This window comes from Bradyrhizobium sp. CSA112 (assembly GCF_029051645.1).
Lineage (GTDB): Bacteria > Pseudomonadota > Alphaproteobacteria > Rhizobiales > Xanthobacteraceae > Bradyrhizobium.
In genome coordinates this window covers 1-13,737 of record NZ_JAACFS010000018.1, presented here as the reverse complement: position 1 = coordinate 13,737, position 13,737 = coordinate 1, and the positions used below count along the sequence as shown (strand labels likewise).

Below are 13,737 nucleotides of genomic sequence, written 5' to 3'. Positions count from 1 at the left end.
CCATGCCTCCGGCATGATTTGAGAGAGCAAAAGAACATGGATTTTGATTTGTCCGAGGAGCAGCGCCTTCTCAAGGAGAGCATCGACGGTCTGTTGACCGACTCCTACGATTTCGATGCGCGCAAGAAGTATCAGAAAGAGAAGGGCGGCTGGAGCAAGGCCGTCTGGGCCAAGCTCGCCGAGCAGGGCCTCTTGGGCCTGCCGTTCGCGGAAGCCGATGGCGGCTTCGGCGCCGGCGCGGTCGAGACCATGATCGTGATGGAGGCGCTCGGCAAGGCGCTGGTGCTTGAGCCGTATCTTGCCACCGTCGTGATCGGCGGCGGCTTCCTGCGCCACGGCGGCTCGGCCGAGCAGAAAGCCCAGCACATTCCCGGCATCATCGACGGCGGCAAGACCTTTGCGTTTGCGCAGCTCGAGAAGAACTCGCGCTACGATCTCGGCGATGTCGCAGCCACCGCCAAGAAGAAGGGCGCGGTATGGGTCATCGACGGCGAGAAATTCGTCGTGCTCAACGGCGAGAACGCCGACACTCTGATCGTGACCGCACGCACCAAGGGCGGCCAGCGCGACCGAAGCGGCATCGGCGTGTTCATCGTGCCGGCGAACGCCAAGGGTGTCACCCGCAAGGGCTATCCGACCCAGGACGGCCTGCATGCCGCCGATATCACGTTCACCGGTGTCGAGGTCGGCGCAGATGCCGCGATCGGCGATCCCGAGAACGGCCTGCCGCTGATCGAGCGCGTGGTGGACGAAGCCCGCACCGCGATGTGCGCGGAAGCGGTCGGCGCGATGGATGAATCGCTGAAGGCGACCGTCGAGTATCTCAAGACCCGCAAGCAGTTTGGCGTGCCGATCGGCAGCTTCCAGACCCTGCAGCACCGCGCCGCCGATATGTTCGTGGCGCTCGAACAGGCCCGCAGCATGTCGATGTTCGCGACCATGGCCGCCGATTTCGACAGTGCCAAGGAGCGCGCGACCGCGGTCGCCGCCGCCAAGGTGCAGATCGGCAAATCAGGCAAGTTCATCGGCCAGCAGTCGATCCAGCTCCACGGCGGCATCGGCATGACCCAGGAAGCCAAGATCGGCCACTACTTCAAGCGGCTGACCATGATCGAGAACACCTTTGGCGATACCGACTACCACCTCCGCCGCGTCACGGACGCGGGCGGGCTGGTGTAGTTATCCTGCCGTAGCCTGGATGGAGCGAAGCGAAATCCGGGACCACTCCAACGCCGCTCCCGGATTGCGCTTCGCTCCATCCGGGCTACACATTGTTATTGCGGGGCAGATGTTGCCCCGTCATTGCGAGCGAAGCGAAGCAATCCATAGTGCCGCACGGGGATAGATGGATTGCTTCGTCGCTTCGCTCCTCGCAATGACGGGGAGAGAGAGGAATCAAACAACAATGAAAAACACCCCGTTCGATCTCACCGGAAAAGTTGCCGTCGTCACCGGCTCCAGCCGTGGCATCGGCCGTTCCTCCGCCGAACTGCTCGCCAAACTCGGCGCAAAGGTCGTGATCTCCAGCCGCAAGGCGGATGCCTGCCAGGAAGTGGCCGAAGGCATCAAGAAGGCCGGCGGCGACGCCCATGTCATTCCCTGCAACATCTCGCGCCGCGAGGACGTCGAGGCGCTGATTGCGGGCACCACGAAGCATTACGGCAAGGTCGATATCCTCGTCTGCAACGCCGCAGTGAACCCATATTACGGTCCGCTGCTCGACATCAAGGACGAGGCCTTCGACAAGATCATGGGCTCTAACGTCAAGAGCAACATCTGGCTCTGCGCGCTCGCGATCCCGCAAATGGCCGAGCGCGGTAATGGCTCGGTGGTGATCATCTCCTCGATCGGCGGCTTGCGCGGCTCGACCGTGATCGGCGCCTACGGCATCTCCAAGGCTGCCGACTTCGCACTGTGCCGCAGCCTCGCCGGCGAATGGGGCCCGAAAGGCGTCCGCGTCAACTGCGTGGCGCCGGGCCTCGTCAAAACCGATTTCGCCCGCGCGCTGTGGGAAGATCCTGATAACCTCAAGCGCCGCACCGCCACGACTCCGCTCCGCCGCATCGGCGAGCCCGACGAAATCGCGGGCGCCGTGGCGTATCTCGCCTCCGATGCCTCCACCTTCATGACCAGCCAGACCATCGTGGTGGACGGCGGCGTGACGACAGCGTCGGTGTAGCCTCTTTCTTCCCCTCTCCCCTTGTGGGAGAGGGTGGATCAATCGCGCAAAGCGCGATTGAGACGGGTGAGGGGTCTGTCTCCGCGGATGCAGACCCCTCATCCGGCGCGGATTGCATCCGCGCCACCTTCTCCCACAAGGGGAGAAGGAAGGGAGCCCGCTCGCCGCTGCCATATTGACCTTCGCCTCCCAATCGGATTGCCTCTTGCGCAACCAAAACCTCCCGGGGAAGCAACGTCATGTCCTTTGTGCTGGCCATCGATCAGGGCACCACGTCCTCGCGCGCCATGGTGTTCCGCAGTGACATCTCCGTCGCCGCGACGGCGCAAGCCGAATTCCCGCAGCATTTTCCGGCGTCCGGCTGGGTCGAGCACGAGCCGGAGGACATCTGGACCTCCACCGTCACGGTCTGCCGCGAGGCGCTGGAAAAGGCCGGCCTGAAAGCAAAAGACATCGCCGCGATCGGCATCACCAACCAGCGCGAGACCACGGTGGTGTGGGACCGCGCCACCGGGCGGGCGGTGCACCGCGCCATCGTCTGGCAGGACCGCCGCACATCAGACATCTGCGCGAGATTGAAAGCGGAGGGTCACGAGCCGACGATCTCGGCCAGGAGCGGCCTGATCATCGATCCCTATTTCTCCGGCACCAAAGTCGCATGGATCCTCGATCACGTGCCGGGCGCGCGCGAACGCGCCGGCCGCGGCGAACTGATGTTCGGCACCGTCGATTGCTATCTGCTATGGCGGCTGACCGGCGGCAAGGTGCACGTCACCGACGCCACCAACGCCTCGCGCACGCTCCTGTTCAACATCCACACCGGCGACTGGGACGACGAGCTCTTGAAAATCCTGCGCGTGCCGCGCTCGATGCTGCCCGAGGTCAAGGATTCCTCCGCCAAGTTCGGCGAAACCGTACCCGACCTGTTCGGCGGCCCGATCGCAATATCCGGCATCGCCGGCGACCAGCAGGCCGCGACCATCGGCCAGGCCTGCTTCACGCCGGGCATGATCAAGTCGACCTACGGCACCGGCTGCTTTGCACTCCTCAACACCGGCACGACGCCGGTCACCTCCAGGAACAAGCTGCTCACCACCATCGCTTATCAATTGAACGGCAAACGCACCTATGCGCTCGAAGGCTCGATCTTCGTCGCGGGCTCGGCGGTGCAATGGCTGCGCGACGGCCTCGGCATCATCAAGCAGGCCTCCGAAACGGGCCCGCTCGCCGACAAATCCGATTCTATGCAGAGCGTCTATCTCGTGCCGGCCTTCGTCGGCCTCGGCGCCCCCCACTGGAATCCCCGCGTCCGCGGCGCGCTGTTCGGCCTCACCCGCAACACCGGTCCGGCCGAACTCGCGCATGCCGCCCTCGAAAGCGTCTGCTACCAGACCTTCGATCTCTGGGCCGCGATGCGCGCCGACTGGCCGGATGCGACCGCCGCCAACATCGTGCTCCGCGTCGACGGCGGCATGACGGCGTCGGACTGGACCATGCAGCGTCTCGCGGACCTGCTCGACGCCCCGGTCGATCGCCCGATGATCCAGGAGACGACAGCGCTGGGCGCCGCCTATCTCGCGGGCCTGAACGCCGGCGTCTATCCCGAGCCGGAAAAATTCGCCGACAACTGGCGGCTCGAACATCGCTTCAAGCCGGCGATGAGCAAGGCCACGCGCGAGCGGAAACTGGCGGGTTGGGCGAGGGCGGTGAAGGGTGTGCTGGCGAGCGATGAGGGGGAGTAGCGCCGGATGATTTTGCCCGACGGATATTCCGACGTCCCCGCCGGCAAGATCGCCGCGATCGTCACGCATCTGGAGATGACCGCGCGCCCCGCGCCGCGTTCTGATCCGCTCGGAGCCTGGTCACTGCGCCAGGAAGAGACGCCGCCGCTCGACTGGTTTCGCGATCTCTATCGCCGCGTCGGTGAGGAATGGCTATGGTTCTCGCGGATACAGATGCCCGATGCTGAACTCGCAGCAAGGCTTCACGTGCAGCAGCTCGAAGTCTATGCGCTGGTCGATGGCGGCCGCGACGAGGGCTTGTTGGAGCTGGATTTTCGCGAGCCCGGGCAATGCGAGATCGGCATGTTCGGCGTTACTGCAAAACTGGTCGGAACCGGCGCCGGCCGCTGGCTGATGAACCGCGCGCTGGAAATCGCCTGGTCGCGGCCGGTGATGCGCGTCTGGCTGCACACCTGCACCTTCGATCATCCCGCCGCACTCGCCTTCTACCAGCGCTCGGGCTTTCGCCCGTTCCGTAGGCAGGTCGAAATCGCCGACGATCCGCGGCTCGACGGCACAGCGCCGCGCGATGTGGCGAAGCATGTGCCGGTGATCGAGTGACGCAGTAGACGCATCCTCACCCTCCGCCGTCATCCCCGCCTAGTGCGCAATTGCGCACGGGGGCGGGGATCCAAGTATTCCAGAGCAGTTGCGACAAAGCCGAGACGCTGCGGCGTACTGGATACTCCGCTTTCGCGGAGTATGACGATGTGTGCTTGGGCCCGTCAAAGCGTCTCTCTCAAAATACTGCCTGCTTCGCCCGCGCCAGCGAAAACCCACGCCGATCCGCATTGAAGCAGGTCACGCCCGCCTGCTCCGACTTGCACGTAAATCCACCGCGCTGCCACACCTCGCCGTAGCTAAGCACCGGCAGCGACTTGTCCATCACGGTGTCGCCGTGGCAGAGCCGCATGGCGGGGCCCTTTGCGTTCATCTCGAAGGCGCCGCCATAGTCGAGCTCGCAATCGGCAGGCCGCGGCGGCTTTGTTTCCATCGCGCTGATGTCGCATCGAAGGATGTTCTGCTTATCGTAATCGAAATACTGGCAGGCGATGTTCTTCGACGGTGACTGGAAGCCGGCTGGGGCAGCTTGGGCGTGCGATGTGGCGGCAAATGTCAGTACGGACAGCGCGGAAAGCATAGGTAAGGCGCGCATCATCTTGTGACTCATTGGTTGCAATGTGAAGCAGCGTACTTAGGATGACGAGGAGCGCAACCCCGACCCCGCCTGTCATGCCCGGACTTGATCCGGGCATCCATCCTCTCCGGAAGATTCTTTCGAAGAGGATCGATTGCCGGGTCGAGCCCGGCAATGACGAACCTGAGTGTGAGACATCATGATCCTGATCGGCCAATACGACTCCCCCTTTGTTCGCCGCGTCGCCATCGCCATGCGGCTCTACGGCATCGCCTTCGAGCACAAGCCGTGGTCGACCTTCGGCGATGCCGACAAGATCGCGCCGTATAATCCGCTGCGGCGGGTGCCGACGCTGGTGCTGGATGACGGCGAGGCGCTGATCGAGAGCGCGATGATCCTGGACTATCTCGATGATGTCGTCGGCGCCGACAGGGCGATGATCGCGCGGAACGGCGAGACGCGGCGGCGGCATTTGCGGATCGCTGCGCTGGCAATGGGCCTCGGCGACAAGGGCGTCAGCTTGCTGTACGAGCGCGTGCTGCGCAAGGACAAGCAGCTCGATCTCTGGGTCGAGCGCTGCAAGTCGCAGATATCAGGCGTGCTCGACGTGCTGGAAAATGAGCGCGCGGCGGTCAAGACGCCGTATTGGTTCGGCGAAAACATCGGCCACGCCGATATCGCGGTCGCCTGCGTGCTGCGCTTCGTCGGCGAGGCGCATCCGGAGCTGTTCGACGCCAGCTATCGGGCGCTGAAAGCGCATTCCGCCACTTGCGAGGCGCTGCCGCCGTTTAGGGAAATCGTGCAGCCGCTGGCCCCGCCGAGCGGCGATTGAGCTGGACGGGGCCGCGCCCGGCCACGGCCGCGCAGCCAGCCCAATCCTACTTTGCATGGGGTTGTTTTCGCGATTTGTTCAGCAGCCGCTGGCCCCGCCGAAGGGGTGAGGGGCTTTCGTAGGGTGGGCGAAGCGCAGCGTGCCCACTATCCAGGATGGTCTGCCGATAAATGGTGGGCACGGCGCAAGCGCGCCTTTGCCCACCCTACTTCATCCGCATCGCTTCCGGCGTGTCCGGCTGCGCCAGCGGATGCGCTTTGGCGAATTCCGGCAGCGCCATTGCGGTCTCGAAGATGTGCTTCACGGTGGGATAGATCTTCAGATCGATCTGCTGGTTCAGGGCGATCGTGACGTGCCCCACCATGCAAATGTCGGCGAGCGTCGGCGTATCGCCATGACAAAACCGGCCGGTGTTCTTGTTATCAGCCAGATGTCCCTCCAGCGCCGCCAGCGCCTCGGCGATCCAGTGCCGCCGCCACGCCGCCTGCTGCGTGTCGCGCAGATTCAGCTCGTGGTCGAGATAGCGCCGCACCCGCGGCGTCAGCAGCGGATGGCCCTCGCAGGCGACCATCAGCGCCAGCGCGCGGACGCGGGCGCGGCCGCTGGGGTCAGTGGGCAGCAGCGGAGGGGAGGGATATTTCTCATCGAGATATTCGAGGATGGCGAGCGACTGGAACAGCGTGGTGCCGTCATCCTCCACCAGCGCCGGCAGCGCCATCTGCGGGTTGACGCGGCGGTACTCGGCGTCGCGATGCGCGTTGGCGTCGATGTCGACGAAGATCACTTCGACCGGAACATTTTTCAGATTGAGCGCGATGCGAACGCGAAAGCTCGCCAGCGATCGCCAGAAGGAAAAGAATTTCATGGGAGAACCTCGGGCACTGTGTCATGCCCGGGCTTGACCCGGGCATCCATCACCTTCGTAAGACTCTTGAAGATGGATCACCGGGTCAAGCCCGGCGATGACAGCTTGTCGCGGCGGCGGCAGTGCTTCCCCTCTCCCCTTGTGGGAGAGGGTGGCTTCGCGAAGCGAAGACGGGTGAGGGGTTCTCTCCGCGGATAGAGACCCCTCATCCGGCAGCCTTCGGCTGCCACCTTCTCCCACAAGGGGAGAAGGAAGCGGCAGTTACGCCCCCACCGCCTTCTTCCGCCAGGCCAGGTGCACGGCGCAGGTGCAGCCGGGCGGATGCGAAGCGACATCGTTGGCGGGGACGATCTCGGCCACCACCGTTGCCTTTGCCGCCGCCTGCTCCTGCGAAGGGATGTAGTTCAGCACCGGGGCCAGCCAGCGCTCGGTCTCGGCGACGCTCATGCCCTTGCGTGCCGCATAGTCCTCGACCTGGTCGCGCTCGATCTTGCCGACGCCGAAATAGAAGCTTTCGGGGTGGGAGAAATAAAGTCCCGATACCGACGAGCCCGGCCACATCGCAAAGCTCTCGGTCAGCTTCACGCCGGCGGTGTTCTCCGCATCGAGCAGGCGGAACAGCGTCGCCTTCTCGGTGTGATCGGGCTGGGCGGGATAGCCGGGCGCGGGGCGGATGCCGGCATATTGCTCGAGGATGAGCTGGTCCGAGGCCAGCGCCTCGTCCGGCGCATAACCCCAGAATTCCTTGCGCACGCGCTGGTGCATCCGCTCGGCAAAGGCTTCGGCGAGACGATCGGCCAGCGCCTTGCACAGGATCGAGGAGTAATCGTCATTGGCGTTCCTGAAGCGGTCGGCGACCACGTCCTCGCCGATCCCGGCGGTGACCACGAAGGCGCCGACATAGTCCGGCACGCCCGACGCCACCGGTGCAATGAAATCCGACAGCGCGGCGTTGAAGCGGCCTTCGCGCTTCTCCAGTTGCTGGCGCAGCGTGTGGAAGGTCGCGATCTTCCTGGCTCGCGTATCGTCAGCATAAACGGCGATATCGTCGCCATCGGCATTGGCCGGCCAGAAGCCGACAGTGGCGCGCGCGGTGAACCATTTTTCCTTGATGATGCGGTCGAGCATCTTGCGCGCGTCGTCATAGAGCGAGCGCGCCACTTCGCCGATCTTGGGATCGTCGAGGATGGCCGGGAAACGCCCGGTCAATTCCCAGGTCTGGAAGAACGGCGTCCAGTCGATGTATTCGGCAAGCTCCGCCAGATCGTAGGCGTCAAAACTCCTGATGCCGAGGAACGACGGCTTCTTCGGCGGCGTCTTGGCGAAGTCGACCTTGACCGCATTGGCGCGGGCGTCCGCCAGTTTCAGCCGCTTCTTGTCGGCCTGCGCGCGGAAATGCGCCGCGGAAATTTTGGCGTATTCGGCGCGGATGTCGGCTGCATAGGCCTCGCGCCTGTCGGGCGAGAGCAGCGAGGATGCAACACCCACCGCGCGGCTGGCATCGTTGACATGCACCACCGGGCCGCCCTTGTAGTTCGGGTCGATCTTCACGGCCGTATGGACGCGGCTGGTGGTAGCGCCGCCGATCAACAGCGGCATCTTCATGCCCTGCCGCTCCATCTCGCCGGCGAGAAAGCTCATCTCGTCGAGCGAGGGCGTGATCAGGCCGGACAGTCCGATAATATCGGCGCCCTCGGCCTTGGCGGTTTCGATGATCTTGTTGGCGGGCACCATGACGCCGAGGTCGATCACCTCGAAATTGTTACATTGCAGCACGATGCCGACGATGTTCTTGCCGATGTCGTGGACGTCGCCCTTGACGGTGGCGAGCACGATCTTGCCCGCCGCGTTGCGGCCGTCGCCGGCAACGCCATTGGCGAGGTTGCGCGCCTTCTCCTCTTCCATGAACGGCATCAGATAGGCCACCGCCTGCTTCATCACGCGGGCGGACTTTACCACTTGCGGCAGGAACATCTTGCCGTCGCCGAAGAGGTCGCCGACGATGTTCATGCCGGCCATCAGCGGGCCCTCGATCACGTTCAGCGGACGCTCGACCGTCAGCCGCGCGGCTTCGGTGTCCGCTTCGATGAATTCGGTGATGCCGTGCACCAGCGCGTGGCTGAGCCGCTTCTCGACCGGCCATTCGCGCCAGGCGAGATCCTGCTCCTTGGTCTGCTTCTCCTTGCCGCGGAATTTTTCCGCCAGCGCCAAGAGCCGCTCGGAAGCGCCCGCGTCGCGGTTGAGGATGACGTCCTCGCACACCTGCCGCAGCTCGGGGTCGATGTCGTCATAGACGATCATCTGTCCGGCATTGACGATACCCATGTCCATGCCGGCATGGATGGCGTGATACAGAAACACCGAATGCATCGCCTCGCGCACCGGCTCATTGCCGCGGAACGAGAATGACAGGTTCGAGACGCCGCCGGAGATATGCGCGCCCGGCAGGTTCTGCCGGATCCAGCGCGTCGCCTCGATGAAGTCGACGCCGTAATTGTTGTGCTCTTCCAACCCGGTCGCGATCGCAAAAATGTTCGGATCGAAGATGATGTCTTCCGGCGGGAAGCCGACGTCGTTGACCAGGATATCATAGGCGCGCTTGCAGATCTCGGTCTTGCGCGCGAACGTATCGGCCTGACCGACCTCGTCGAACGCCATCACCACCACGGCGGCGCCATGGCGGCGCGCGATGCGGGCCTCGTGGATGAATTTCTCCACGCCCTCTTTCATCGAGATCGAGTTCACCACCGGCTTGCCCTGGACGCATTTCAGGCCGGCCTCGATCACGTTGAACTTCGAGGAGTCGACCATCACGGGCACGCGCGCGATGTCGGGCTCGGCGGCGACGAGATTCAGGAAGGTCACCATCGCGGCTTCCGAATCCAGCAGGCCCTCGTCCATGTTGACGTCGATGATCTGGGCGCCGTTCTCGACCTGGTCGCGCGCCACCTGAAGGGCTGCGGTGTAATCACCGGCCGTGACCAGCTTGCGGAATCTTGCCGATCCCGTGACGTTGGTGCGCTCGCCGACGTTGACGAACGGAATCGCCGGCGTCAGTTCGAACGGCTCGAGGCCCGAGAGCCGCAGCCGCGGCTCGATCGCGGGAACGATGCGCGGCTTGTGCGGCGCGACGGCTGCGGCAATCGCCGCGATATGGTCCGGCGTGGTGCCGCAGCAGCCGCCGACGATGTTGACGAGGCCGGCCTCGGCGAACTCGCCGATCAGCCGCGCCATGTATTCCGGCGTCTCGTCGTACTGGCCGAACTCGTTGGGCAGGCCGGCATTCGGATAGGCGCAGACCAGCGTGTCGGCGACGCGGCCGATGTCGGCAATATGGGCGCGCAGGTCTTCGGCGCCGAGCGCGCAGTTGAATCCGATGGTGATCGGCTTGGCGTGCCGTACCGAATTCCAGAACGCTTCCGGCAATTGCCCCGAGAGCAGGCGGCCGGATTTGTCGGTGATGGTGCCCGAGATCATTACGGGCACGTCGATGCCGCGTTCTTCGGTGATTTCGGAGATGGCGTAGAGCGCCGCCTTGGCGTTCAGCGTGTCAAAAATGGTTTCGACCAGCAGCAGATCGGCGCCACCGTCCAAGAGGCCGTTGACCTGTTCGCCATAGGCCTTGCGCAAATCGTCGAAGGTGACGGCGCGATAGCCGGGGTTGGAAACGTCGGGCGAGATCGAGGCGGTACGGTTGGTCGGACCCAGCGCGCCCGCGACAAAACGCGGTTTGCCGTCCTCGGCGCTGACGCGCATCGCCGCGGCGCGGGCGAGTTTTGCGCCGTCGCGGTTCAGTTCGTAGGCGAGGTCCGACATGTCGTAGTCGGCCTGCGCGATCGAGGTCGAGGAGAACGTGTTGGTCGCGACGATGTCGGCGCCCGCGCGCAAGTACGCAGCGTGGATATCCTCGATTGCCTTCGGCTGGGTCAGGATCAACAGGTCGTTATTGCCGCGGACATCGCGATGAAAATCCGCAAAGCGCTCGCCGCGAAACGCTGTTTCGTCGTACTGCAGGCCCTGGATCATGGTGCCCATGGCGCCATCGAGCACCAGGATGCGTTCGCGGGCGGCGGCGAGCAGGGCAGTTCGCTTCGGCGAACTCTTGGGCGAAATCGAAACACTCATCGGATCAAGCGGCTTTCTGTGCGCCATTGGGGCGAATGCCCAGCAAATGGCTGATCGCGAACACGAGGTCCGCGCGGTTCATGGTGTAGAAGTGAAAGGTATCGACGCCGTGCTTGGCGAGCTTCTGCACCTGGCCGGCCGCAACGGTGGCGGCGACCAGCTTGCGGGTCTCGGCGTCATCGTCGAGGCCCTCGAACTTGTCGGCGAGCCAGTCCGGCACCGTGGTGCCGGCGCGGGTCACGAAGCTGCGCGCCTGCTTGAAATTGTGCATCGGCATGATGCCGGGGACCACAGGGATATCGATGCCGTGGGCGCGGACGCGATCGAGATAGCGGAAATAGAGGTCGTTATCGAAGAACACCTGGGTGATGGCTCGCGCCGCGCCGGCGTCGACCTTGGCCTTCAGCGTGTCGATGTCGGCGTCGATCGTCGGGCTCTCGGGGTGCTTTTCGGGATAGGCCGAAACCGAGATTTCGATATCGGGATAGCGCTTCTTGATTCCCGCAATGAGATCAGGCGAGCTCTGATACCCATCCGGGTGAGCGTGATAGGCGGTGCCGATACCGGTGGTGGGGTCGCCGCGCAGAGCGACGATATGGCGGACGCCGATCTCGTGGTAGCGCGCTACCACGTCGTCGATCTCGCCCTTCGGTGCGCCGACGCAGGTCAGATGCGCGGCCGGCGTCAGGCTGGTCTCTTTCAGGATGCGGGCGATGGTCGAATGGGTGCGCTCGCGGGTCGACCCCCCGGCGCCATAGGTCACCGACACGAAATTGGGCGTCAGCGGCGCCAGCCGGTTGATGGTCTCCCACAGGCTTCGCTCCATGTCCTCCGTCTTGGGCGGGAAGAACTCAAAGGAGATTTTTGGCGAGTGCAGCGCGCGATGGCCGTCGAAAGCGGGGGGCGTAATCTCGGTCATGGCACTTCACGAGGCTCCGAAAAGGATGGGCGGACATCAGGCCTAGCGGCCATCAGCCAAAATAAGCCAAATGGAGCCCACCAAACAGCCCATCTTTGATGGGAAATAGCCCAATCAGAACAAAAATGTACGAAATATGGATCGTGTAGGTTGTTCGGTGGGCAGTGGATCTGAAATTTTATATAGTCAAAACAGTCTATTAGGCAGGGCATCGATCTAGCGGAGGGCAGGTCGTTGTGGGCAAAGGCGCGTATTTCGTGAATATGCCATAGATCGGCCCACTCAGGATGCGGCGCGACACACCTTTCCCCACAGGCGCGGGCCTGATCTGCGTCGGCCGGGCCTTTGTCGCCCTCTCGTCTCGCACTAGTTTAGCGCCATGATCCCGCTTTCCGTTCTCGACCTCTCCGTCGTCACCACAGGAACCCGCCCGGCCCACGCGCTGCGCAACAGCATCGATCTGGCGCGCCACGTCGATGGGCTCGGCTACGTCCGCTACTGGCTCGCCGAGCATCACAATCTGGCCTCGGTGGCGAGCCCCGCGCCGGATCTGATGATCGGGCAGATCGCGGCGGTGACGAACAACATCCGCGTCGGTTCCGGCGGCGTGATGCTGCCCAACCACGCGCCGCTGGTGGTGGCCGAGCGCTTCAAGATGCTGGAGGCGCTGTTTCCGGGCCGCATCGATCTCGGTCTCGGGCGCGCGCCCGGCACGGATGGCGCGACGGCGCATGCGCTGCGCAGCCGGCTCGACCGCCGCGAGGGCGACGATTTTCTCGAACGGCTGAGTGAACTGGTGTTGTGGGAAACCCGCGATTTCCCCGCCGGCCATCCCTACAACAATGTGGTGGCGATGCCGGACGATACGCCGCTGCCGCCGATCTGGCTGCTCGGCTCTAGCGACTACAGTTCGGAGCTGGCGGCACAAGTCGGTATGGGCTTCGCGTTCGCGCACCACTTCGCGTCCTATGATGCGATCGCGGCGATGACGAACTATCGCAGCCACTTCAAGCCGTCCGGCTGGCGGGAGACCCCGCACGGCATCCTCGCCATCGCAGCGGTCGCCGCCGAAACCGATGCTGAGGCCGAGAAGCTCGCTTCCTCGATGGACCTCAACCGCCTGCGCCGCGACCGCGGCCAGTATCTGCCTCTGCCCAGCGTCGAGGAAGCGCTGGCCTATCCCTACACCGACGCCAAACGCGCCTCCATCGCCCGCAACCGCTCGCGGCTGTTCGTCGGCAGTCCGGCGACGATCATGGCGAAGCTGCAGCCGATGATTGCGGCAAGTCAGCCGGATGAATTGATGATCATCACGGCGGTCTACGACCACGAGGCGCGGAAGAAATCGTACAGCCTGCTCGCGGAAGCGTTCGGGCCGAGCAAGAAAGCCGCCGCCTAGATCGTGATGATTTTTCTGCGAATCTGTATCTCATTCTCCTGAGCATTCCTGCTTTTTCAGCATTCCTGATCTGCATGCCTGCGTTTGTTCGAGCCTCAGAAGCAACCAAGCGTTGTCCAACCTGTTGTTGAAGTCTCCAGCCAAGGAGACAAAAGCATGGAACTGAAATCTGCAGTTGTTGGGTTGGCCGCCCTCGGCGGCGTTATGCTCGCCGCCGGCTCAGCTTCCGCCGCGATGCCGAACGGGCTTCCGCATGCCGACCAGATCTCACGCCAGGCTGCGAATACCGAGCAGGTCCGCTGGGTCTGCAACGCCTGGGGTCGCTGCGTGTGGCGTCCGGGTCCGAGATGGGTCGCCGGCGGTTGGGGCCCGCGCCCCGTGTGGCGTCCGGGATGGCGCGGCGCCTATGCTTGGGGCGGGCCAGCTTGGCGCCCGCGGCCCGTGTGGGGTCCGCGTCCAGGATGGGGGCCCCGTCCAGGGTGGGGTCCGCGTCCAGGGT

General features: G+C 64.1%; 10 protein-coding genes. 6 read left to right on the top strand and 4 right to left on the bottom strand.

Annotation, left to right across the window (positions count from 1 at the left end; translation table 11 throughout):
* Positions 1-36 precede the first annotated feature (36 nt).
* The 4 genes from pimD (at position 37) to GWE18_RS25485 (ending at position 4,521) form a co-directional block, all read left to right on the top strand.
* The gene (pimD, locus tag GWE18_RS25500; protein ID WP_275188449.1) at positions 37-1,179 is read left to right on the top strand and encodes a pimeloyl-CoA dehydrogenase small subunit; all 1,143 of its coding nucleotides are present in this window, start codon (positions 37-39) and stop codon (positions 1,177-1,179) included.
* A gap of 226 nt (positions 1,180-1,405) precedes the next feature.
* Positions 1,406-2,179, top strand: a complete 774-nt coding sequence (locus tag GWE18_RS25495; protein WP_275188448.1) for an SDR family oxidoreductase — start codon at positions 1,406-1,408, stop codon at positions 2,177-2,179.
* 239 nt (positions 2,180-2,418) lie between these two features.
* Positions 2,419-3,921, top strand: a complete 1,503-nt coding sequence (gene glpK, locus GWE18_RS25490; protein ID WP_275188447.1) for a glycerol kinase GlpK — start codon at positions 2,419-2,421, stop codon at positions 3,919-3,921.
* Positions 3,922-3,927: 6 nt separating this feature from the next.
* On the top strand, positions 3,928-4,521 hold the full coding sequence (locus tag GWE18_RS25485; RefSeq protein WP_275188446.1) for a GNAT family N-acetyltransferase: 594 nt from the start codon (positions 3,928-3,930) through the stop codon (positions 4,519-4,521).
* A 178-nt stretch (positions 4,522-4,699) separates the two neighbouring features.
* On the opposite strand, the gene GWE18_RS25480 is transcribed toward GWE18_RS25485, so the two are convergent.
* Complete coding sequence (locus GWE18_RS25480; RefSeq protein WP_275188445.1) at positions 4,700-5,116, bottom strand: DUF6636 domain-containing protein; 417 nt, start codon at positions 5,114-5,116, stop codon at positions 4,700-4,702.
* Positions 5,117-5,297: 181 nt separating this feature from the next.
* Here GWE18_RS25480 and GWE18_RS25475 point away from each other — a divergent pair, with 181 nt between their 5' ends.
* The gene (locus GWE18_RS25475) at positions 5,298-5,930 is read left to right on the top strand and encodes a glutathione S-transferase family protein (protein WP_275188444.1); all 633 of its coding nucleotides are present in this window, start codon (positions 5,298-5,300) and stop codon (positions 5,928-5,930) included.
* Positions 5,931-6,135: 205 nt separating this feature from the next.
* Here the strand turns inward: GWE18_RS25475 and maiA are convergent, their stop codons facing one another.
* From maiA to metF, 3 genes are all read right to left on the bottom strand, one after another.
* Positions 6,136-6,795, bottom strand: a complete 660-nt coding sequence (gene maiA / locus GWE18_RS25470; RefSeq protein WP_275188443.1) for a maleylacetoacetate isomerase — start codon at positions 6,793-6,795, stop codon at positions 6,136-6,138.
* A 261-nt stretch (positions 6,796-7,056) separates the two neighbouring features.
* A complete protein-coding gene (metH, locus tag GWE18_RS25465) occupies positions 7,057-10,920 on the bottom strand; it encodes a methionine synthase (protein WP_275188442.1) in 3,864 nt (1,287 codons plus the stop codon).
* A 4-nt stretch (positions 10,921-10,924) separates the two neighbouring features.
* Positions 10,925-11,839 carry a methylenetetrahydrofolate reductase [NAD(P)H] gene (gene metF / locus GWE18_RS25460; RefSeq protein WP_275188441.1) on the bottom strand — a complete coding sequence of 305 codons (915 nt, stop codon included), beginning with the start codon at positions 11,837-11,839 and terminating at the stop codon, positions 10,925-10,927.
* A 379-nt stretch (positions 11,840-12,218) separates the two neighbouring features.
* Between metF and GWE18_RS25455 the strand changes: the two genes are divergently transcribed.
* The gene (locus tag GWE18_RS25455) at positions 12,219-13,238 is read left to right on the top strand and encodes an LLM class flavin-dependent oxidoreductase (RefSeq protein WP_275188440.1); all 1,020 of its coding nucleotides are present in this window, start codon (positions 12,219-12,221) and stop codon (positions 13,236-13,238) included.
* Positions 13,239-13,737 lie beyond the last annotated feature (499 nt).